The 21,235-nt window shown below is 73.4% G+C and carries 19 protein-coding genes and 1 tRNA gene; 15 read left to right on the top strand and 5 right to left on the bottom strand.

The window, feature by feature from the left end; genetic code table 11:
* Positions 1-39: 39 nt before the first annotated feature.
* Positions 40-558 (bottom strand): FHA domain-containing protein FhaB/FipA, encoded by a 519-nt coding sequence (locus V7E45_RS11230; protein WP_020941139.1) that lies wholly within the window; start codon positions 556-558, stop codon positions 40-42.
* A 10-nt stretch (positions 559-568) separates the two neighbouring features.
* Positions 569-1,327 carry a DUF3662 and FHA domain-containing protein gene (locus V7E45_RS11225; RefSeq protein WP_333773955.1) on the bottom strand — a complete coding sequence of 253 codons (759 nt, stop codon included), beginning with the start codon at positions 1,325-1,327 and terminating at the stop codon, positions 569-571.
* Between the two features lie 387 nt (positions 1,328-1,714).
* On the opposite strand from V7E45_RS11225, the gene V7E45_RS11220 reads away from it, so the two are divergent.
* From V7E45_RS11220 to V7E45_RS11205, 4 genes are all read left to right on the top strand, one after another.
* Positions 1,715-1,798 (top strand) — tRNA-Leu (locus V7E45_RS11220).
* Positions 1,799-2,134: 336 nt separating this feature from the next.
* Positions 2,135-3,571 carry a DUF2252 domain-containing protein gene (locus V7E45_RS11215; protein ID WP_333773954.1) on the top strand — a complete coding sequence of 479 codons (1,437 nt, stop codon included), beginning with the start codon at positions 2,135-2,137 and terminating at the stop codon, positions 3,569-3,571.
* Positions 3,572-3,840: 269 nt separating this feature from the next.
* Positions 3,841-4,653, top strand: a complete 813-nt coding sequence (locus V7E45_RS11210; RefSeq protein ID WP_333773953.1) for a hypothetical protein — start codon at positions 3,841-3,843, stop codon at positions 4,651-4,653.
* Positions 4,654-4,702: 49 nt separating this feature from the next.
* Positions 4,703-5,032, top strand: coding sequence for a rhodanese-like domain-containing protein (locus tag V7E45_RS11205; RefSeq protein ID WP_333773962.1), 330 nt, complete (start codon positions 4,703-4,705; stop codon positions 5,030-5,032).
* A gap of 108 nt (positions 5,033-5,140) precedes the next feature.
* Here the strand turns inward: V7E45_RS11205 and V7E45_RS11200 are convergent, their stop codons facing one another.
* A complete protein-coding gene (locus tag V7E45_RS11200; protein ID WP_333773952.1) occupies positions 5,141-6,274 on the bottom strand; it encodes an acyl-CoA dehydrogenase family protein in 1,134 nt (377 codons plus the stop codon).
* Positions 6,275-6,588: 314 nt separating this feature from the next.
* Here V7E45_RS11200 and V7E45_RS11195 point away from each other — a divergent pair, with 314 nt between their 5' ends.
* From V7E45_RS11195 to V7E45_RS11185, 3 genes are read left to right on the top strand one after another with little or no spacing between them, the layout of a single operon-like run.
* Positions 6,589-7,503 carry a DUF5819 family protein gene (locus V7E45_RS11195; RefSeq protein ID WP_333773951.1) on the top strand — a complete coding sequence of 305 codons (915 nt, stop codon included), beginning with the start codon at positions 6,589-6,591 and terminating at the stop codon, positions 7,501-7,503.
* Positions 7,500-8,798: an HTTM domain-containing protein gene (locus V7E45_RS11190; protein WP_333773950.1), complete on the top strand. Its 1,299-nt coding sequence runs from the start codon at positions 7,500-7,502 to the stop codon at positions 8,796-8,798. The genes V7E45_RS11195 and V7E45_RS11190 overlap by 4 nt, the downstream gene beginning before the upstream one ends.
* A complete protein-coding gene (locus tag V7E45_RS11185; protein WP_333773949.1) occupies positions 8,795-9,553 on the top strand; it encodes a TrmH family RNA methyltransferase in 759 nt (252 codons plus the stop codon). Before V7E45_RS11190 ends, V7E45_RS11185 begins: the two co-directional genes overlap by 4 nt.
* Here the strand turns inward: V7E45_RS11185 and paaN are convergent.
* Positions 9,550-11,241, bottom strand: a complete 1,692-nt coding sequence (paaN, locus tag V7E45_RS11180) for a phenylacetic acid degradation protein PaaN (protein ID WP_333773948.1) — start codon at positions 11,239-11,241, stop codon at positions 9,550-9,552. The two genes, V7E45_RS11185 and paaN, sit on opposite strands and share 4 nt — an antisense overlap.
* 159 nt (positions 11,242-11,400) lie before the next feature.
* On the opposite strand from paaN, the gene V7E45_RS11175 reads away from it, so the two are divergent.
* Both V7E45_RS11175 and V7E45_RS11170 read left to right on the top strand, forming a co-directional pair.
* Positions 11,401-12,915, top strand: a complete 1,515-nt coding sequence (locus V7E45_RS11175) for a 3-hydroxyacyl-CoA dehydrogenase (RefSeq protein WP_333773947.1) — start codon at positions 11,401-11,403, stop codon at positions 12,913-12,915.
* Complete coding sequence (locus V7E45_RS11170; protein ID WP_333773946.1) at positions 12,912-13,499, top strand: TetR/AcrR family transcriptional regulator; 588 nt, start codon at positions 12,912-12,914, stop codon at positions 13,497-13,499. Before V7E45_RS11175 ends, V7E45_RS11170 begins: the two co-directional genes overlap by 4 nt.
* Before the next feature lie 114 nt (positions 13,500-13,613).
* On the opposite strand, the gene V7E45_RS11165 is transcribed toward V7E45_RS11170, so the two are convergent.
* On the bottom strand, positions 13,614-14,099 hold the full coding sequence (locus V7E45_RS11165; RefSeq protein ID WP_333773961.1) for an Lrp/AsnC family transcriptional regulator: 486 nt from the start codon (positions 14,097-14,099) through the stop codon (positions 13,614-13,616).
* 190 nt (positions 14,100-14,289) lie between these two features.
* Between V7E45_RS11165 and pdhA the strand changes: the two genes are divergently transcribed.
* From pdhA to V7E45_RS11135, 6 genes are all read left to right on the top strand, one after another.
* Positions 14,290-15,435 carry a pyruvate dehydrogenase (acetyl-transferring) E1 component subunit alpha gene (gene pdhA, locus V7E45_RS11160; RefSeq protein WP_333773945.1) on the top strand — a complete coding sequence of 382 codons (1,146 nt, stop codon included), beginning with the start codon at positions 14,290-14,292 and terminating at the stop codon, positions 15,433-15,435.
* Positions 15,432-16,436, top strand: a complete 1,005-nt coding sequence (locus V7E45_RS11155) for an alpha-ketoacid dehydrogenase subunit beta (RefSeq protein WP_333773944.1) — start codon at positions 15,432-15,434, stop codon at positions 16,434-16,436. The genes pdhA and V7E45_RS11155 overlap by 4 nt, the downstream gene beginning before the upstream one ends.
* Positions 16,436-17,761 (top strand): dihydrolipoamide acetyltransferase family protein, encoded by a 1,326-nt coding sequence (locus V7E45_RS11150; RefSeq protein ID WP_333773943.1) that lies wholly within the window; start codon positions 16,436-16,438, stop codon positions 17,759-17,761. The genes V7E45_RS11155 and V7E45_RS11150 overlap by 1 nt, the downstream gene beginning before the upstream one ends.
* 120 nt (positions 17,762-17,881) lie before the next feature.
* Positions 17,882-18,781 (top strand): NTP transferase domain-containing protein, encoded by a 900-nt coding sequence (locus V7E45_RS11145; protein ID WP_333773942.1) that lies wholly within the window; start codon positions 17,882-17,884, stop codon positions 18,779-18,781.
* Complete coding sequence (locus tag V7E45_RS11140; protein ID WP_333773941.1) at positions 18,778-20,130, top strand: molybdopterin molybdotransferase MoeA; 1,353 nt, start codon at positions 18,778-18,780, stop codon at positions 20,128-20,130. Before V7E45_RS11145 ends, V7E45_RS11140 begins: the two co-directional genes overlap by 4 nt.
* The gene (locus V7E45_RS11135; RefSeq protein WP_333773940.1) at positions 20,127-21,224 is read left to right on the top strand and encodes a potassium channel family protein; all 1,098 of its coding nucleotides are present in this window, start codon (positions 20,127-20,129) and stop codon (positions 21,222-21,224) included. Before V7E45_RS11140 ends, V7E45_RS11135 begins: the two co-directional genes overlap by 4 nt.
* Positions 21,225-21,235 lie beyond the last annotated feature (11 nt).

The following is a 21,235-nucleotide window of genomic DNA, read 5'->3' as shown; positions in this document are numbered from 1 at the left end:
TGCGTGCTCGCTCCGCTCGCGCTCACTCATGACGTAGCACTACTTCCGCAGCTCGATGACGGTTTTGCCGATGCGGATCGGCGCGCCCAGCGGGATCGGTGTGGGGGTCGTCAGCCGGGACCGGTCCAGGTAGGTGCCGTTGGTGGAGCCGAGGTCCTCGACGATCCACTGACCGTCGCGGTCCGGGTAGATCCTGGCATGACGGCTGGAGGCGTAGTCGTCGTCCAGCACGATCGTGGAGTCGTGCGCCCGGCCCAGGGTGACGGTCTGCCCCTGCAGCGCGACGGTGGTGCCGGTCAGTGTGCCTTCGGTCACCACGAGTTTGCTGGGGGCGTTGCGGCGCTGCCGGCCGCCGCCCTGCTGGCCGCGCTGGGGCGGGGGCGCGGCCTGCTGCTGCCGTGCGGCCTGCTGCGGCCGTGCCGCCTCCCGGCGCGCTCCGCGCTGGGTGACACGCGTACCGAACAGGTCGCTCCGGATGACCTGCACGGCCACGATCACGAACAGCCACAGTACGGCCAGGAAACCCAGCCGCATGACCGTGAGGGTCAGCTCTGACATTGCCCCCGCTTCACCCTTCGGCTTGCCGGTAAATGATGGTGGTGCTGCCCACGACGATCCGCGAGCCGTCGCGGAGCGTAGCGCGGGTGGTGTGCTGCCCGTCCACCACGATGCCGTTGGTGGAGCCGAGATCCTGGATCGTCGAGGGCGTCCCGGTCCGGATCTCGCAGTGCCTGCGGGAGACGCCGGGGTCGTCGATCCGCACGTCGGCCTCGGTGCTGCGGCCCAGCACCAGCGTCGCGCGGGAGATCTGGTGACGGGTGCCGTTGATCTCGATCCAGTAGCGGGTGCGTCCGCCGCTCATCGGAGCGGCGGCGGGCGGGTAACCCTGACCGCCGCCCTGACCGGGCCGGCCGGCGGGGGGCGCCGCGGGGGCGCCGCCCTGCTGGCTGGCGGAGGAGGCGAGGGTCCGCGAGCGCACCCGGTACAGACCGGTGTCGAGGTCCTCGGCCTTCTCCAGGTTGACCTTGATCGGCCCCATGAAGGTGTAGCGCTGCTGCTTGGCGTAGTCGCGCACCATGCCGGCCAGCTCGTCGCCGAGCTGCCCGGAGTAGGGGCTGAGGCGCTCGAAGTCCGGCGCGCTCAGCTCCACGATGAAGTCGTTCGGCACGACCGTGCGGTCGCGGTTCCAGATGGTGGCGTTGTTGTCGCACTCCCGCTGGAGCGCTCCGGCGATCTCCACGGGCTGGACCTCGGACTTGAAGACCTTGGCGAAGGTGCCGTTGACCAGACCTTCGAGACGCTGCTCGAACTTCTTCAGGACTCCCATGGGGCACCTCCTCCGTCGTTCCCGCTCTGTCTTGCCCTGCTCCGTGCCGCCGTCCTGGCCGGTACTGCTCACTGATCGTATCTACGCGCCCGGCAATCAGCCGGTTCCCCCAGCGGCTCCCCTTCGAACTCCTCTGGCATGGATCGTAGAGGCGCCTCACGACCAGTGTCCCGCACCCGGCTGTGCACCCGGCCCGCCTGTGGGGGAGATGGCCGTGACCGGTACGAGGTTGATACGTGAACAGGCACTGCCTGATACGCCGGTGGCCGCGGGGGGCGGGGGCGGGAGGCCCGTAAGGGATGTGAACCCACCCCGTACGACGTGCTAATGTTCTGGATGTCGGAAGGGGCCAGCCCACAAGGGCCGGGAACGGAAGACACACCCAATGCGCGGGTGGCGGAATAGGCAGACGCGCTGGATTCAGGTTCCAGTGCCCGCAAGGGCGTGGGGGTTCAACTCCCCCCTCGCGCACACAGAGGCTACGGGCCCATCGTGAAGACGATGGGCCCGTAGTCGTTTTGGTACGTCCGGCACGTGAGGAAGCTCTCAGGGGCTGCCGGCGGAACGCGGTGGGGTCGCCGCCGGGATCGTGGCGGTTGTCACGGTGAGCGGCCGGGCCGGCCGCTGTGACGGCGATCACGGCCCAAGGGTGCGGGGGCGGTCGGAGCGATCCGGGGCACCGAGTTCTCCACATGCGCCGAGTTGTCCACAGGGTCTGACGCGTTTCGGTCACCGGCGGTACGGTCTGCACGAGTTGGGCTTCGGCCCGGCGTTCGTACCAGTACGTGTTCGGGGGAGGCGGTCGTGATGACCGGAGCCGGTGTGGTGGATGTGGCGGAGTCGGGCGAGCGGGCGGTGGCACCTCGGCTGCCGCGGGTGCGGGGGTTCGCCGAGTGGCCGCCGCAGGGCTCGCCCAAGAAGGAGGGCAAGGCGCTCAGGTCGAGCGTGCCCCGCGACGCCCACCGCACGCTCGACCCGGACGGCTCCCGCCCGGGCGCGGTCGCCGCGGTGGAGGAGTCCAACGCCGGCCGCATCCCCGAGCTGACGCCGATCCGGGTGGGCCGGATGGCCGCCACCCCCTTCGCCTTCCTGCGCGGCTCGGCCGGCCTCATGGCCCACGACCTGGCGCGCACCCCGACGACCGGGATCACCACCCAGATCTGCGGCGACGCGCACGCGGCCAACTTCGGTCTGTACGGTGACGCCCGCGGCGGCCTGGTCATCGACCTCAACGACTTCGACGAGACCGTGCACGGCCCCTGGGAGTGGGACCTGAAGCGGCTCGCCGCCTCGCTGGTGCTGGCCGGGCGGGAGGCGGGCGCCGACGAGGACACCTGCCGCCGGGCCGCCCAGGACGCCGTCGGCGCCTACCGGCGCACCATGCGGCTGCTGGCCAAGCTGCCGGTGCTGGACGCCTGGAACGCCATCGCGGACGAGCGGCTGGTCTCCCACGCCGATGCCCACGACCTGCTGGGCACGCTGGAGCGGGTCTCGGAGAAGGCCCGGGCCAACACCAGCGGCCGCTTCGCGGCGAAGTCCACGGAGGAGACCGCGGACGGCGGCCGCCGCTTCGTCGACGCCTCTCCGGTGCTCCGCCGCATACCCGACGCCGAGGCCGCCGCGGTGGCCGCGTCCCTGGAGCCGTACGTGGCCACCCTCTCCGAGGACCGCCCGCCGCTGCTGGCCCGGCACGCGGTGCACGACGTGGCCTTCCGGGTCGTCGGCACCGGCAGCGTCGGCACCCGGTCCTACGTGGTGCTGCTCCTCGACCACCGTGGGGAGCCGCTGGTGCTCCAGGTGAAGGAGGCCCGGCCCTCCGCGCTCGTCCCGCACCTGGCCACGGCCGGTTTCGGCACGCCGGCGGCGGAGCACGAGGGCCGCCGGGTGGTCCTCGGCCAGAAGCGGATGCAGGTCGTGAGCGACATCCTGCTGGGCTGGACCACGGTCGACGGCCGGCCCTTCCAGGTGCGCCAGTTCCGCAACCGCAAGGGCAGCGTCGACCCGGCCGCGCTCGCCGCCGACCAGGTCGACGACTACGGCCGGATGACCGGGGCCCTGCTGGCCCGCGCCCACGCGCACAGCGCCGACCCGCGCCTGATCGCCGGCTACTGCGGGAAGAACGAGGAGCTGGACGAGGCGTTGGCCGACTTCGCCGTGGCCTACGCCGACCGCACCGAGGCCGATCACGCGGAGCTGGTCGCAGCGGTGCGGTCGGGGCGGATCGCGGCCGAGATGGGGGTGTGACGGCGGCCGCTCCCCCTCCGGGGGCCGCTCCCCCTCCGGCGGCCGCTTCCCCGTCCGGCGGCCGCTTCCCCCTCCGGGGGCCGCTCCCTCCTTCGGAGGCCGCCCGCTCCAGCGCTTCTCCCCTGCCTCCCCTCCTCGCCGGTGGGGAGGGCGGAGAGGGGGAGCGCGGCGGCGGGAGGCTCGGCGGCCGGGTTCCCGGGCCCGGATTTCCGGCCGGGTGAGCGACCGTCTCCGGCCGACCGCTTCCGGCCGTGGCCTACGCTGGGCGGGTGACCACCCCGGAAGCTGAGCAGTCCCAGGCACCGCGGCCCGAGGAACGGCTGGAACAGGCCGTGCGGGCAGCCGAGCAGGCGTTGATCGAGTACGAGATCGCCGTGGAGACCTTCCGCGTCGAGGTCGAGAACTTCTCCCGGCTGCACGACCAGAAACTCGGTCCGCTGTACTCGCGGATCGAGGAACTGGACGCGCGGATCGCCGAGGCCAGGGCCGCCCGCACCGGCGACCCGGAGGACATCCGCCGGGCCGAGGAGGCCCGCGCCCACGTCCTGCCCATCCCCGGCGTGGAGGAACTGCTGCACGGCTGGATGGACGGGCACGGCCTGTTCCCCGAGGCCGCCGCCATGCTCACCGACCAGCCGGTGCGGCCGCCCCAGCGGGTGCGGCCCAGCGAGGAGGCCCGCCGGCTCTACCGAGAGCTGGCCCGCAAGGCCCACCCCGACCTCGCCCAGGAGGAAGAGGAACGGCAGCGGCGCGAGGAGTTCATCACCCGCGTCAACGGCGCCTACGCCCGCGGCGACGAGAAGCTCCTCCAGGAACTGGCCGACGAGTGGGCGGCGGGCCCCGTGCCGCCCGCGCGGCGCCCGAGCCGCGCCGAGGAGCTGTACGCCCGGCTGGAATGGCTCGACCAGCGCAAGGAACTGCTCACCCTGGTCGCCCGCGAGCTGGAGGGCGGTCCGGTCGCCGGCATGCTGCGGCTCGCCCCGGACGATCCCGACGGCCTGCTCGACGAGATCGCGGGCCGGCTGCACGACGACATCGCACAGCGGGAGGCCGAGCTGGCGGGCCTGCTGGCGCAGGACTGAGACCGGCCCCGCTTCGGGTAGCGTCGGGGACATGAGTTTCGGAGCTGGTGTGCCCACGGTCGAGGTCACGGACCTCAAGGACGGCGACTTCCTGCTGGACGTCCGCGAGGACGAGGAGTGGGACGCCGGCCACGCCGAAGGGGCGCTGCACATCCCCATGAGCGAGTTCGTGGCCCGCTACGGCGAGCTGACCGAGGCCGCCCCGCAGGACGGCCGGGTCAACGTCATCTGCCGCTCCGGCGGCCGCTCGGCGCAGGTGACCATGTACCTGATCCAGCAGGGCATCGACGCCGTGAACGTCGACGGCGGCATGCAGATCTGGCAGGCCGCGGGCCGACCGGTGATCACCGACGGCGGGGCACCGGGCGCGGTCGTCTAGGGCCTGTTGCGAACGTGGCCTCGCCGCCCGAGGGGCGGCAGTGCGTGCCGGGCGCCGCACGGCGGAGGACCACGTCCGCAACCGGCCCCGGGCGGCACCGGACGCCGGTCAGCTGAGCGGGTGGGCTGCCAGCAGGTCGCCGAGGGTCTCCTCGTACGCCGCCGCCGGGCCGAGCGACAGCTCCAGCTGCTTGGCCCAGGCGTGGTACCGGTGCAGCGGGTAGTCGGTGTCCGCGCCGAACCCGCCGTGCAGGTGCTGTGCCGTCTGCACCACCCGGCGTACGCCCTCCGCCGCCCAGATCTTCGCCACGGCGACGTCTCCGGCGGCGGGCAGCGCTCCCGGTGCGCCGGAGGCGATCCGCCAGGCGGCCTGCCAGAGGGTGGCCTCCATGGCGCGCAGGTCGATGTACCGGTCGGCGGCCTGGACGGCCACCGCCTGGAAGGTCGCGATCGGATACCCGAACTGCTCCCGCTTGCCGGTGTAGTCACCGGTCATCCGCAGCACCTGTTCACCGAGGCCGAGGGCCAGCGCGCAGGTGCCGGTGGCCAGCAGCGCGTGCAGCCACTCCCAGGCGCCCGCGGCCTCGATCACGTGGCCCGCCTCGATCCGCGCGGACCGCAGCCGCAGCTCGGCCAGCCGCTCCCCGCTGGTGGAGATCTGCTCGGCGAGCTCCAGTCCGGCCTGTCCGCGGGGGACCAGTGCGAGCATGGTCCGGTCGGCGTCGGTGTGCGCCGGCACGAGGACGAGGTCCGCGTCGAAGGCCCAGGGAACCGCCGTCTGCGTCCCGTCCAGCAGCCAGTCCCGGCCGTCCCGGCGCGCGGTGACGGCGAGGCCCGCCGGGTCGTGCCCGGTGCGGCCGTGGGCGGCGACCGTCAGCACCGGCTCGCCGCGTCCCGCCGGGGTCAGCAGTCGTTGCGCCAGTTCCGCGCCGCCGTAGGTCTGCAGGGTCGCGAGGGCCGCGCTGTGCTCCAGCAGCGGCACCCGGGCCAGCACCTTCGCGGACTCGCGCAGCACCTGGCACAGCGCGATGGCGTCGAGACCCGCGCCGCCGTAACGCTCGTCGAGCAGCAGACCGAGCAGATCGGCGTCGGCCAGCCGGGACCACAGTTCCCGGTCGAAGCCCTCGGCCACGGCGCCGGTGGTGAGCGCGGGGCTGGGCACCGCGTCCGGTGCCACCCCGGCGAACACCCCCCGTGCCGCCTCGGCTGCCGCCAACTGCTCCTCACTGAAGGTGAAGTCCACGACCCTGTCCTCCCGGCGCTCCGGTGATCTGACGGTGCGTCTGACAGTTCGTCCGACGGGCCGTCAAGATAGAACAGGTTCTAGAAGAAGGGAACGGGAAGGGCGGCGCGGGCCGTATCGAGTACGTTCGTGCCGGCCCACCGCCACGGGCGGTGCGGCGTGGCGAGGGCCACCGCACGGTGCCGTACCCGGGGCTGCGCTGGGCGGCCGGGGCTGAGTACCGTTCCGTGCGAGCGCCGAGGAGTGGCGCTCGGGACGAGCGGGGCGCCGGTGACGGGGCCGGGACGACCGACTGGAAGCGGGGGACGGGCGCAATGGACGCGTACGACGAGGACTCACGGGCCCCTGCCGGGCCGGGCGGCCCGGGTGACCTCCGTGCCCCGGGCGCCCCCGGTGGCCTCGGCGGTTCCCATGACGCCGGTGACTCCGGCGATCCCCGTGACTCCGAAGCCCCCGGCGATGCCGGTCCCGGCGATCCACGTGACTCCGACGCCCCGGGGGATGCCGATCCCGGTGGTCCCGGTCCCGGCGATGCCGGTGGTCCACCGTCTCCCGAGCAGGTGACCGTCGCGGCCGCGCCCCGTACCGGGGTCGCCGCCCTCTCCCCCCGCTACCAGGTCGGCGCCGCGGTGGCGCTCGCCGTGGTGGCCGTCACCGCGTGTGTGCACCTGGCCATGGTGTTCCTGAGCGTCGCGCCGGCGAACACGGTGACGAAGCAGCACGGCAAGGCGATAGAGGAGTGGGTGTACCCGGAGTTCGAGCAGAACTGGAAGCTGTTCGCCCCGAACCCGCTGCAGCAGAACATCGCCGTCCAGGTCCGCGCCGAACTGCGGACGAAGGACGGCGGCCTGTTCACCACCGGCTGGTACGACCTCTCCGCGCAGGACGGCGCCGACATCGACGGCAACCTGGTGCCGAGCCACACCCAGCAGAACGAGCTGCGGCGCGGCTGGGACTTCTTCGTCGCCACGCACGGCGCGGACAACCGGCCCATCGGCATGCGGGGCGCGCTGTCCGAGCAGTACGTGCGCCGGATAGTCGTGATGCGCCTGAACGGTGAGGACATGATCCGCCGCGAGGGCGTCGTACGGCGTGTGCAGGTCCGCTCCACCACCACGAACGTGCAGCCGCCCGCGTGGAGTCAGGAGAAGATCTCCGACAAGCCCGTCTACCGTGTGCTCCCCTGGTGGACGGTGAGCGCCGACGAGGCCGCGGGAGGTGTGCGGTGAACCGTCTCTCCCTGACCCTGTCGCGGGCCATCGCCCGCGTGACCGAGTCGCCGCTCGGCCGGTACCAGAGCGCTGTGATCCGCATCGGCTTCGCCGGGACCTGGCTGCTCTTCCTGTTGCGCGAGTTCCCGCACCGCCAGGAGCTGTACGGTCCCGACGGCCCGTGGAGCTGGGACCTCGCCCGGCAGCTCACCTCCGACAACCACGCCTTCACCGCCCTCATGTGGTCCGGCGGACAGGCCTGGTTCGAGGTCTTCTACCTGCTGGCGATGCTCTCCAGCGCGGCGCTGCTGCTGGGCTGGCGCACCCGCACCGCGTCCCTGCTGTTCATGGTGGGCGTCCTGTCGCTGCAGAACCGCAGCGTCTTCGTCGGGGACGGCGGCGACAACGTCCTGCACCTGATGTCGATCTACCTGGTGTTCACGCGGTGCGGCGGGGTGTGGTCGCTGGACGCCCGGCGGGCCGCCCGCCGGGAGGCGGCGCGCGAGCGCGGGGAGCGGGTGCGTGCCGACCGGGCGGGCCCCGTGCTGTGGGCGGTGCTCGGTCTGGCGCTCGGCGGTGTGACGCTGACGGGCCGGTTCGACGGCGACCTGCTGGTGCCGGTGCTGCTGTGGACGGCGTGGGCCGGTCTCGGCCTCTGGGCAGCGGTCCAGCGCCTGGAGCGAGCCCGGGAGTCGCGGGTCCTGCTGGACGTGATCGCCAACGTCCTGCACAACGGCGCCCTGTGCGTGATCATGGCGGAGGCGTGCCTGATCTACGCCACCGCCGGCTGGTACAAGATCCAGGGGTCGCGCTGGCAGGACGGCACGGCCGTGTACTACCCGCTGCACCTGGACTACTTCTCGCCGTGGCCCGGCCTCGCCGATCTGATGTCGTCCAGCGGCACGATCATGATGATCGTGACCTACGGGACCGTGATGGTGCAGGTCGCCTTCCCCTTCACCCTGTTCAACCGGCGGGTCAAGAACGTCCTGCTGGTGCTGATGATGACCGAGCACGCCGTGATCGCGGTCGTCCTCGGACTGCCGTTCTTCTCGCTGGCGATGATCACCGCCGACGCGGTCTTCCTGCCGACGTCCTTCCTGCTCCTGCTCGGCGGCCTGGCGGCACGGGCGCGCGACCGGCTGACCGGGCGCGGTGACGGCACCCGTGGCCGCGACGGCGACCGCGACCGCGGCCTCGACCCTGACGGCAAGCGTGACGGTGACGGCGACGACGGTGACGGCGACGGGGCGCTGCCGGCGCCGCGCTCGCCGGAGGAGGGTGCGCGGGGCCACGTAGGGTTCACCGCATGACCGACCCCGTGACCCGCTGGCGCGAGCACGCCGACGGTGCCGTGCTGCTCGACGGCTTCCACGCGCTCAAGCACGCGCTGCGCTTCGGCGCGCGGGTCCCGGTGGCGGTCACCACCGACCGGCGGTCGACGCTGGCCCTCGCCGGGGAACTGGCCGACGACGTCAGGGACCGGCTGGACGCGCTGCTGACGGAGGTGCCGGACCGGACGTACGCCTCGCTCGTGCCGCGCCCGCATCCGACGGGTGTCGCCGCGCTGGCCGTACGGCCCTCCCGCGAGGCGCAGCTGCGGGTGCTCGCCCGCACGCCCCGCGGCACGCCGGTCGTGGTCCTCGACAACCCGCGCAACCTCGGCAACGCCGGGGCGGTGATCCGGCTCGCCGCGGGCTTCGGGGCGACCGGGGTGGTCACCACGGGCACCCTGGACCCCTGGCACCCCGCGGTGGTGCGCGGCGGGGCGGGGCTGCACTTCGCGACCGTCGTGGAACGGCTCGACGTCGAGGAACTGCCCGCCGGGCCGCTGTTCGCCCTCGATCCGGAGGGCGAGGACATCCGGGGCACCGTCCTGCCGGACGACGCCGTGCTGGCCTTCGGCTCGGAGCGCACCGGCCTTTCGGCCGAGCTGCGCGCGCGTGCCGACCGCCTGCTGCGGCTGCCGATGCGCCCCCAGGTCTCCAGCTACAACCTGGCCACGAGCGTGGCCATGACGCTGTACCACTGGAGTGTCACCGCCGGGGGCGCACCCACGCCGTCCTAGGCCTGGCGGCGGACCTCCACCACCCGGAAGCGGTTGGCCACGAAGGCGCCGTCGGTGAGGGCCGCGTTCGCCGCCGGGTTGCCGCCCGAGCCGTGGAAGTCGGAGAAGGCCGCGGTCTGGTTCACGTACACCCCGCCGGTCAGGTTGAGCGACAGCTGGGCGGCCTCCTCCAGGCAGACCTCCTCGACGGCCCGCTCGACCTCGGCGTCCGTGGTGTAGGCGCCGACCGTCATGGCGCCCTTCTCGCGGACCGTGCGGCGCAGCAGCTCCAGCGCGTCGGTCACCGAGTCGACGGCGACGGCGAAGGAGACGGGGCCGAAGCACTCGCTCATGTAGGCGGCCTCGGCGTCCGGCTTGGCGCCGTCCAGCTTGACGATCACGGGGGTGCGGACGACCGCGCCCGGGAACTCCGGGTTGGTGATCTCCCGGGAGGCGAGGGCGACCTCGCCGAGGCCGGCCGCCGCCTCGAGGCGCGCCTTCACGTCCGGGTTGACGATCGCGCCGAGCAGGGCGTTGGCGCGGGCGTCGTCGCCGAGCAGGCCGTCGACCGCGCGCGCGAGGTCGGCGGTCACCTCGTCGAAGGTCTTGGGGCCCGCCTCGGTGCGGATGCCGTCGCGGGGGATCAGCAGGTTCTGCGGGGTGGTGCACATCTGGCCGCTGTACAGGGACAGCGAGAAGGCCAGGTTGGAGAGCATCCCCTTGTAGTCGTCCGTCGACTCCACGACGACCGTGTTGACGCCGGCCTTCTCGGTGTAGACCTGCGCCTGGCGGGCGTTGGCCTCCAGCCAGTCGCCGAAGGAGGTCGAGCCGGTGTAGTCGATGATCCCGATCTCGGGCCGGGTGGCGAGCGTCTTGGCCACGCCCTCGCCGGGGCGCTCGGCGGCCAGCGCGACCAGGTTCGCGTCGAAGCCGGCCTCGGTGAGCACCTGGCGGGCGACCTGCACGGTGAGGGCGAGCGGCAGCACCGCGCGCGGGTGGGGCTTGACCAGGACCGCGTTGCCGGTCGCCAGGGAGGCGAACAGGCCCGGGTAGCCGTTCCAGGTCGGGAAGGTGTTGCAGCCGATGACCAGGCCGATGCCGCGCGGGACCGGCGTGAACGCCTTGCTCAGCGCCAGCGGGTCGCGCTTGCCCTGCGGCTTGGTCCACTCCGCCGTGTCGGGGGTGCGGACCTGCTCCACGTACGCGTACGCCACCGCCTCGAGGCCGCGGTCCTGCGCGTGCGGGCCGCCCGCCTGGAGCGCCATCATGAAGGCCTGACCGCTGGTGTGCATGACGGCGTGCGCGAACTCGTGCGTCCGGTCGCTGATCCGCTTGAGGATCTCCAGGCAGACCACCGCGCGGATCTCCGCGCCCGCGTCCCGCCAGGCGCGCTGTCCGGCCTTCATGGCGGGCAGCAGCACGTCGATGTCCGCGTGCGGGTAGGTCACGCCCAGCTCGATCCCGTACGGCGAGACCTCGCCGCCCACCCAGTCGTCGGTGCCGGGCTGGCCGAGGTCGAGGCGGGTGCCGAGGACGGCGTCGAAGGCGGCCTTGCCCGCCGCCGCGTCCAGGCTGCCGTGCTCGCCGTAGGCCTTGGGGTGCTCGGGATGCGGGGACCAGTACGCGCGCGTGCGGATCGCCTCGAGCGCCTGGTCGAGAGTGGGCCGGTGCTTCGCGATGAGCTCGTGCGCGGTCAGTTCGGCGGCCATGCGGGACCAACTCCTCGTCTGGTGAACTCTTCCTCGAGTTCACGACCTGGCGTAAAGAGCAGCGGGATGGGACGGTCAGAGCTAGAGTAACCGAACGATCGGTCGGGACAAGGGGGTCCGCCGCATCTGTGGACAACGCCGTGCGGGAGGATCGCGCACATGACAGCACTCGACCTCAGCAGCCCCGTGGCCGTCGTCGGCACCGGCACCATGGGCCAGGGCATCGCCCAGGTCGCGCTGGTGGCCGGCCACCCCGTGCGGCTCTACGACGCGGTCCCCGGACGCGCCGGGGCGGCGGCCGAAGCGATCGGCGCCCGCCTGGACCGGCTCGTGGCCAAGGACCGGCTCACCGCCGCCGAGCGGGACGCGGCCCGCGCCCGGCTCACGCCCGCCGCCGAACTCTCCGACCTGGCCGACTGCGCGCTGGTCGTCGAGGCCGTCCTGGAGCGCCTCGACGTCAAGCAGCGGCTTTTCCGTGAGCTGGAGGAGTTCGTCGCCGACGACTGCCTGCTCGCCACCAACACCTCGTCCCTCTCGGTGACGGCCATCGGCGGCGCGCTGCGCAACCCCGGCCGCTTCGTGGGCCTGCACTTCTTCAACCCCGCCCCGCTGCTGCCGCTGGTCGAGGTCGTCTCCGGGTTCGCCACCGACGTCACGTCGGCCACGCGCGCGTACGAGACCGCCCGCGTCTGGGGCAAGACGCCGGTGGCCTGCGCGGACACCCCCGGCTTCATCGTCAACCGCATCGCCCGGCCGTTCTACGCCGAGGCCTTCGCGGTCTACGAGGCCCAGGCCGCCGACCCGGCCACCATCGACGCGGTGCTGCGCGAGTGCGGCGGCTTCCGGATGGGCGCCTTCGAGCTCACCGACCTCATCGGGCAGGACGTCAACGAGTCCGTCACCCACTCGGTGTGGCAGTCCTTCTTCCAGGACGTCCGCTTCACGCCCTCGCTCGCCCAGCGCCGGCTGGTGGAGTCCGGGCGGCACGGCCGCAAGAGCGGACACGGCTGGTACGACTACGCCGAGGGCGCCGAACGCCCCGAGCCGCACACCGCCGACAAGGAGCGGCCGCCGGCCCATGTCACCGTCGAGGGCGATCTCGGCCCCGCCGCCGGCCTGCTCCCGATGCTCCGCGAGGCGGGCATCCAGGTCCGCGAGGACGACGAGGACAACGGCACCCGGCTGGTGCTGCCCAGCGGCGGCCAGCTGGCTCTCGCCGACGGCCAGACGTCCGTGGAGTTCCGGGACGTCGTCTACTTCGACCTGGCCCTCGACTACCGCAAGGCGACCCGCATCGCCCTGTCGGCCTCCCAGGACACCTCGCCGCAGACCCTCGCCGAGGCCATCGGCCTGTTCCAGGCGCTCGGCAAGGACGTCAGCGTCATCGGCGACGTCCCGGGCATGATCGTCGCCCGCACGGTCGCCCGGATCGTCGACCTCGCGCACGACGCCGTCGCCAAGGGCGTCGCCACCGAGGAGGACGTCGACACCGCGATGCGCCTGGGGGTCAACTACCCGCTCGGCCCCTTCGAGTGGAGCCGCAGGCTCGGCCGCGGCTGGGCCTACGACCTGCTGGACGACCTGCACCTGCGCGACCCCTGCGGCCGGTACGCACCGTCCCTCGCGCTCTACCGTCACGCGTACGCCACCGACAAGCGGGAGAGCACCCCATGACCACCGCCAAGCGCGACACGTACACCCCCGAGACGCTGCTCTCGGTCGCGGTGCGGGTCTTCAACGAGCGTGGCTACGACGGCACTTCCATGGAGCACCTCTCCCGGGCGGCCGGCATCTCCAAGTCCTCGATCTACCACCATGTCAGCGGCAAGGAGGAGCTGCTGCGCCGGGCGGTCAGCCGGGCGCTCGACGGCCTGTTCGGCATCCTGGAGGAGGAGCCCGCGCGCACGGGGCGCGCCGCGGACCGGCTGGAGCACGTCGTGCGGCGCACGGTCGAGGTGCTCATGTCCGAGCTGCCCTACGTGACGCTGCTGCTGCGGGTGCGCGGCAACACCGAGACCGAGCGCTGGGCGCTGGAGCGGCGCCGCGACTTCGACCACCGGGTCGCGGAGCTGCTGAAGGCCGCCGCCGCCGACGGCGACATACGCGGCGACGTCGAGGTGCGCCTGGCCACCCGGCTGGTCTTCGGGATGATCAACTCCGTCGTGGAGTGGTACCGGCCGGACACCCGGGGCGCCAGTGGCCGCGAGGTGGCCGACGCGGTGGTCCTCCTGGCCTTCGCGGGCCTGCGGCAGGGCTGAGGGCCCGCGGTCGCGGTCGCGGGAGAGCGGAGTGCCTGAGGCCCGCGGCCGCGAGGAGGCACGGGGCTGACGGCCACCGCCGCCGTGCGGGTAAGCGGTACCGCTCCCCGCGGCTCAGGCCTCCGGCTCCAGGTCCTCCTCCTCGAACACCAGCAGCGTGCGGGTGCTGAGCACCTCGGGGATGGCCTGGAGGCGGGTGAGCACCAGTTCGCGCAGCGCCCTGTTGTCGGGCGTGTGCACCAGCAGCAGCACGTCGAAGTCGCCGCCCACCAGCGCGATGTGGGAGGCGCCGGGCAGCTGCCTGAGCTGCTCGCGGACCGTGCGCCAGGTGTTCTGGACGATCTTGAGCGTGACGTACGCCGACGTCCCGTGCCCCGCCCGCTCGTGGTCGACGCGGGCGCTGAACCCCCGGATCACCCCGTCCTCGACCAGACGGTTGATGCGCGCGTAGGCGTTCGCGCGGGAGACGTGCACCCGTTCGGCCACGGACCGTATCGAGGCGCGTCCGTCCGCCTGGAGGATTTTCAGGATGTCCTGGTCGATCGCGTCCAGCGGACGCGGGGCCGGCAGGACGGCTCCGTCCTGCGGCCCGTCGGCCATTTGTTCAGCTGCCATGTCCCCCCGCTTCATCGCCGTGGACGTCCTGCGTTCATTGCAGGTTGTGGAGAACCGTTTGTCCACAGCCTGGCGGGGCCTGTAGCCAAAATGTGCCGACGACCGAACAATCGGTTGGTGAGGCGAGTCACAGCCGACGCGCCTCCCGTAGCCGCTCCCACGAGGAGGTGCCGTCATGACGGTCATGGAGCAGCGAGGCGCTTACCAGCCCTCGCCGCCGCCCGCCTGGCAGCCCCGTATGGACCCCGCGCCGCTGCTGCCCGACGCCGAGCCCTACCGCGTCCTCGGCACCGAGGCGGCGGCGGAGGCCGACCCGGACCTGCTGCGCCGACTGCACGCTCAGCTGGTGCGCGGCCGCCGCTACAACGCGCAGGCCACCGCGCTGACCAAGCAGGGCCGTCTGGCCGTCTACCCCTCCAGCACCGGTCAGGAAGCCTGCGAGGTCGCCGCCGCGCTGGCCCTGGACGAGCGCGACTGGCTCTTCCCCAGCTACCGCGACACGCTCGCCGTGGTCGCCCGGGGCGTCGACCCGGTCGAGGCGCTCACCCTGCTGCGCGGCGACTGGCACACCGGCTACGACCCCTACGAGCACCGGGTCGCCCCGCTGAGCACCCCGCTCGCCACCCAGCTCCCACACGCCGTCGGTCTCGCGCACGCCGCCCGCATCAAGGGCGACGACGTGGTCGCGCTCGCCATGGTCGGCGACGGCGGCACCAGCGAGGGCGACTTCCACGAGGCCCTGAACTTCGCGGCCGTCTGGCAGGCGCCGGTGGTCTTCCTGGTGCAGAACAACGGCTTCGCCATCTCCGTCCCGCTCGCCAAGCAGACCGCCGCGCCCTCCCTGGCCCACAAGGCCGTCGGGTACGGCATGCCGGGCCGGCTGGTCGACGGCAACGACGCGATCGCCGTGCACGAGGTGCTCAGCGACGCCGTGCGGCGCGCACGCTCGGGCGGCGGCCCGACCCTGGTCGAGGCGGTGACCTACCGCGTCGACGCCCACACCAACGCGGACGACGCCACCCGCTACCGCGGCGACGCCGAGGTCGAGGCATGGCGCGCCCACGACCCGATCCAGCTGCTGGAGCGGGAGCTGACCGGGCGCGGCCTGCTCGACGAGGCCGGTCTCGAGGCCGCCCGGAAGGACGCCGAGGAGATGGCCGCCGACCTGCGGGAGCGCATGAACCGGGACCCCGAACTGAACCCCATGGACCTCTTCGACCACGTCTACGCCGAGAACACCGCACAGCTGCGCGAGCAGCGCGCCCTGCTGCGCGCCGAGCTCGAGGCGGAGCAGGGCGACCAGGAAGGCGGCCTGCGATGACCACCGTCGCCGTCAAGCCCGCCACCATGGCGCAGGCCCTCACACGCGCGATGCGCGACGCGATGGCCGCCGACCCCTCCGTGCACGTCATGGGCGAGGACGTCGGCACCCTCGGCGGTGTCTTCCGGGTGACCGACGGGCTCGCCAAGGAGTTCGGCGAGGACCGCTGCACCGACACCCCGCTCGCGGAGGCGGGCATCCTCGGCACCGCCGTCGGCATGGCCATGTACGGCCTGCGCCCGGTCGTCGAGATGCAGTTCGACGCGTTCGCCTACCCGGCGTTCGAGCAGCTGATCAGCCATGTCTCCCGGATGCGCAACCGCACCCGCGGCAGGATGCCGCTGCCGATCACCGTCCGTGTCCCCTACGGCGGCGGCATCGGCGGCGTCGAGCACCACAGCGACTCCTCCGAGGCCTACTACATGGCCACCCCGGGTCTGCACGTGGTCACGCCCGCGACCGTCGCCGACGCCTACGGGCTGCTGCGCCAGGCCATCGCCTCCGACGACCCGGTCGTCTTCCTGGAGCCCAAGCGCCTCTACTGGTCGAAGGACGCCTGGAACCCCGAGCAGCCGACGGACGTGGAACCGATCGGGCGCGCGGTGGTCCGGCGGGCCGGCAGCAGCGCCACGCTCCTCACCTACGGCCCGTCCGTGCCGGTCTGCATGGAGGCCGCCGAGGCCGCCCGGGCCGAGGGCTGGGACCTGGAAGTGGTCGACCTGCGCTCCCTGGTGCCGTTCGACGACGAGACGGTCTGCGCGTCCGTGCGGCGCACCGGTCGCGCGGTCGTCGTGCACGAGTCGACCGGATTCGGCGGCCCCGGCGGCGAGATCGCCGCCCGTGTCACCGAGCGCTGCTTCCACCACCTGGAGGCCCCGGTGCTGCGCGTGGCCGGCTTCGACATCCCCTACCCGCCGCCGATGCTGGAACGGCACCACCTGCCCGGCGTCGACCGCATCCTGGACGCCGTGGCGCGCCTGCAGTGGGAGGCCGAGGGCTGATGGCACAGGTTCTGGAGTTCAAGCTGCCCGACCTCGGTGAGGGGCTCACCGAGGCGGAGATCGTCCGCTGGCTGGTGAACGTCGGCGACGTCGTCGCCATCGACCAGCCGGTCGTCGAGGTCGAGACGGCCAAGGCGATGGTCGAGGTTCCCTGCCCCTACGGTGGCGTGGTCACCGCCCGCTTCGGCGAGGAGGGCACCGAACTGCCCGTCGGCGCCCCGCTGCTGACGGTCGCGGTGGGCTCCGGGACCGCCCCGGACACGGAGGGCGACAGCGGGGGATCGGGCAACGTCCTCGTCGGCTACGGCACCTCCGAGGCGCCGGCGCGGCGCCGCAGGGTGCGCACCGCGGCCGCCGGCGGGCCGGTGAAACAGCCCGCCCCGGCCGCCCCCGCCTCTGTCGCCGCACCGGTTGCCGCACCGGTTGCCGCACCCGCGCCCGTCGCGGGACCCGTCCCGGTGATCTCCCCGCTGGTGCGCCGGCTCGCCCGGGACAACGACCTGGACCTGCGGCAGCTCGCCGGATCGGGCCCCGACGGGCTGATCCTGCGGGCCGACGTCGAGGGCGCGCTGCGGGCCAGGACCGCGCCGGCCCCCGCGCCGCAGGCACCGGCCGCCCGCGTCTCCCCCGTCCGCGACGGCGTCCGCACCCCGCTCAAGGGCGTTCGGGGCATCGTCGCGGACAAGCTGTCCCGCAGCCGCCGGGAGATCCCCGACGCCACCTGCTGGGTCGACGCCGACGCGACGGAACTCATGCGCGCGCGGGCCGCGATGAACGCGGCCGGGACACCGAAGATCTCCCTCATCGCGCTGCTCGCCCGGATCTGCGCCGCCGCCCTGGCCCGCCACCCGGAGCTGAACTCCTACGTCGACACCGAGGCCCGCGAGGTCGTCCGGCTCGACCAGGTGCACCTCGGCTTCGCCGCGCAGACCGAGCGCGGCCTGGTCGTGCCGGTCGTCCGGGACGCCCACGCCCGCGACGCCGAGTCGCTGACCGCCGAGTTCGCCCGGCTCACCGAGGCGGCCCGGACCGGGACGCTGACCCCCGCGGAACTCACCGGCGGCACCTTCACGTTGAACAACTACGGCGTTTTCGGCGTCGACGGCTCCACCCCGATCATCAACCACCCCGAGGCGGCCATGCTCGGCGTCGGCCGCATCGTCCCCAAGCCGTGGGTGCACGAGGGCGAACTGGCCGTGCGCCAGGTCGTCCAGCTCTCGCTCACCTTCGACCACCGGGTGTGCGACGGCGGCACCGCGGGCGGCTTCCTGCGGTACGTCGCGGACTGCGTGGAACAACCGGCGGTGCTGCTGCGCACCCTGTGACCCGACGCGAGACCGCGGGGGACGCCGCACCCGGGCGTTCCCCGCGCGGTGCGGCTCACCTCCTCGGTGCGACACCGATCCTCGGTTCCCTGTGATCAGCGGGGCCCGCATACTCGGGGGGTGACCGAGAACGCTCCCGCCGCCATCGGGGCCGCCGCACCGTACGACGCCGTCGTGCTGGCGGGCGGGGCCGCCCGGCGGCTCGGCGGGGCCGACAAGCCCGGACTGCGGGTCGGCGGCCGGGCTCTCCTCGACCGGGTGCTCGCGGCCTGCGCCGGCGCGGCCACGACCGTCGTCGTCGCCGGTCCCCGGCCGACCTCCCGCCCGGTGCGCTGGACACGCGAGGACCCGCCCGGCGCCGGGCCCGTCGCCGCGCTGGAGGCCGGACTGCGGCTCACCACCGCCGCGCAGGCGGTCGTCCTCTCCGCCGACCTGCCGTTCCTCGAAACGGCCGCACTGGACCGGCTGTTGACCGCGCTGCGGGAGACGGGCGCCGACGGTGCGCTGCTCACCGACGCCGACGGCCGTGACCAGCCGCTCGTCGCCGCCTACCGCACCGCCGCGCTGCGCCGCGAACTGGCCGCCCTCGCCACCACGCCGGGCGGCCTCACCGGCCTGCCCCTGCGCCGGCTGACGGGCGCCCTCCGACTCACCCGCGTCCCGGACCCGCTCGCGTCCTTCGACTGCGACACCTGGGACGACCTCGTCAACGCCAGGGCACGCATCAGGGAGCATGGGCACGTGTTGGATGAATGGATCTCCGCAGTCAAGGACGAACTGGGCATCGACCTGGACGTCGACATCCGCGGCCTGCTCGACCTGGCCCGAGACGCCGCCCACGGCGTGGACCGGCCCGCCGCGCCCCTGACCACCTTCCTCGTCGGCTACGCCGCGGCCCAGGGCGGAGGCGGCCCGGAGGCGGTCGCCGAGGCCGCCCGCAAGGCCGCCGCGCTGGCCGTGCGCTGGGAGCGGGAGAACGCCGCCGACGGTGCGGGCAACCCCGGTCCGGACGCCGGATGACCGCCCCGGGTACCCGGGCGGGGGCGCCCGCGGCGGACGCCGACGACCTGGACGTCGAGGAGGCCCTGGCCCTCGTGAGGGAACCGAAGGACGACGGCGACGCACCCGTGCCCACGCCCGTCCGCGCCGAGCGACGGCACGAGCGGCACAGGGCCACGCCCTGGCCCCGGGCCCGCGACATCGCCGCCCGGGCCGCCCGCTCGGGCAGCCGCCGCACCCCCGTCTCCGTCCCCCTCGCCGACGCCCTCGGCCTGGTGCTCGCGTCGCCGCTCGACGCGCTCACCGACCTGCCCTCCTTCGACACCTCCGCGATGGACGGCTGGGCGGTCGCCGGACCCGGCCCCTGGGAGGTCAGGGACGAGGGCGTGCTCGCGGGACACGCCCAGCCCGCCGCGCTGACCGACGGCGAGGCGGTCCGCATCGCGACCGGCGCCCGCGTCCCCGCCGACACCACCGCCGTCCTGCGCACCGAACACGGCCGCACGGACGCCCAGGGACGGCTGCACGCCACCCGGGAGGTCGTCCACGGCCAGGACATCCGCCCCCGCGGCCAGGAATGCCGCAGCGGCGACCAGCTCCTCCCCGTCGGCACCCTCGTCACCCCCGCCGTCCTGGGCCTGGCCGCGGCGGCCGGATACGACACCGTCACGGCCGTCCCCCGCCCCCGCGTCGAAGTCCTGGTCCTCGGCGACGAGTTGCTCACCGAAGGGCGCCCGTACGACGGGCTGATCCGGGACGCGCTCGGCCCGATGCTGCCGCCCTGGCTGCGCGCGCTCGGCGCCGAGGTCACCGCCGTACGCAGGCTGGGCGACGACGCCAGGGCGCTGCGCAAGGCACTCACCGGTTCCACCGCCGACCTCGTCGTCACCACCGGCGGCACCGCGGCCGGACCGGTCGACCATGTGCACCCCACCCTGGACCGCATGGGCGCCGAACTCCTCGTCGACGGCGTCAAGGTGCGCCCCGGCCACCCCATGCTGCTGGCCCGCACCAAGGAGGACCAGCACCTCGTCGGCCTGCCCGGCAACCCCCTCGCGGCCGTCTCCGGCCTGCTCACGCTCGCCGAGCCGCTGCTGCGCACCCTCGCCGCCCGCCCCGCCCCGGAGCCGTACACGCTGGCGCTCAGGGAGGCCGTGCACGGGCACCCGCACGACACCCGGCTCATCCCGGTGGTGCTGCGCGGCGACCACGCCGTCCCGCTGCACTACAACGGCCCCGCCATGCTGCGCGGTATCGCCGCCGCAGACGCACTGGCCGTCGTGCCACCGGGCGGCGCCCGGCAGGGGGAGGAGGCGGAACTGCTCGACCTGCCGTGGGCGGCGGCCGGTATCGGGGTGTGTTTCACGTGAAACTTCCGGGCCATGACGCCATCGCCCGCCAGGCGGACGAACATCTGGTGACCCATCGGGTGAGACTCCCGAGGAAAGTGGTGGAGCGTCCGATCCGCCAGGTCGTCAAACGGCTGCTCATGGCCTTCGCGGTGCTGGTGGTCACCGCGCTGGTCGTCTACGCCGACCGCGCGGGCTACAGCGACAACTCCGACAGCTCGGTCGACTTCCTCGACGCGTTCTACTACGCGACCGTCACCCTCTCCACCACCGGATACGGCGACATCACCCCGGTCAGCGACAGCGCCCGGCTCACCAACATCTTCGTCATCACGCCCCTGCGCGTGCTGTTCCTGATCATCCTGGTCGGCACCACGCTGGAGGTCCTCACCGAACGCACCCGGGAGGAATGGCGCCTGAACCGCTGGAGGTCCACCTTGCGCGATCACACCGTGGTCATCGGCTTCGGCACCAAGGGCCGCTCGGCCATCCAGACCGTCTGCACCACGGGGCTGAAGAAGGAGCAGGTCGTGGTGGTCGACCCCAGCTCCAAGGCGATCGACGCGGCGACCTCCGAGGGGTTCGCGGGCGTCATAGGCGACGCCACCCGCAGTGAGGTGCTCAAGCGGGCCGAGGTGCACCGGGCCCGGCAGATCATCATCGCCCCGCAGCGCGACGACACCGCCGTGCTCGTCACCCTGACCGCCCGCCAGCTCAACCGCGGCGCGAAGATCGTGGCGGCCGTGCGCGAGGAGGAGAACGCCCCGCTGCTCAAGCAGTCCGGCGCCGACGCCGTCATCACCAGCTCCGGCGCGGCCGGCCGGCTGCTCGGCCTGTCCGTGCTCAGCCCCGCGGCCGGCATGGTCATGGAGGACCTGATCCAGCAGGGCAGCGGCCTGGACATCGTCGAACGCCCGGTCGTAAGGGCCGAGGTGGGCCGCTCGCCGCGCGAGACGGACGACCTGGTGGTGAGCGTCGTGCGCGGACACCGGGTGCTCGGCTACGACGACTCCTCCATCGGCGACCTCCAGCTCACCGACCGCCTGATCACCATCGTCCGGGTGACCCCAGGCGCCCGTGTCACCCCGCACGCCCGCCCGCTCCCCGAGGACTAGGCCAGACCGAG

Source organism: Streptomyces sp. IBSBF 3136 (genome assembly GCF_036815105.1).
GTDB lineage: Bacteria > Actinomycetota > Actinomycetes > Streptomycetales > Streptomycetaceae > Streptomyces.
Note: the sequence above shows the minus strand (reverse complement) of the source record. Positions and strands in the feature narration are given on the sequence as shown.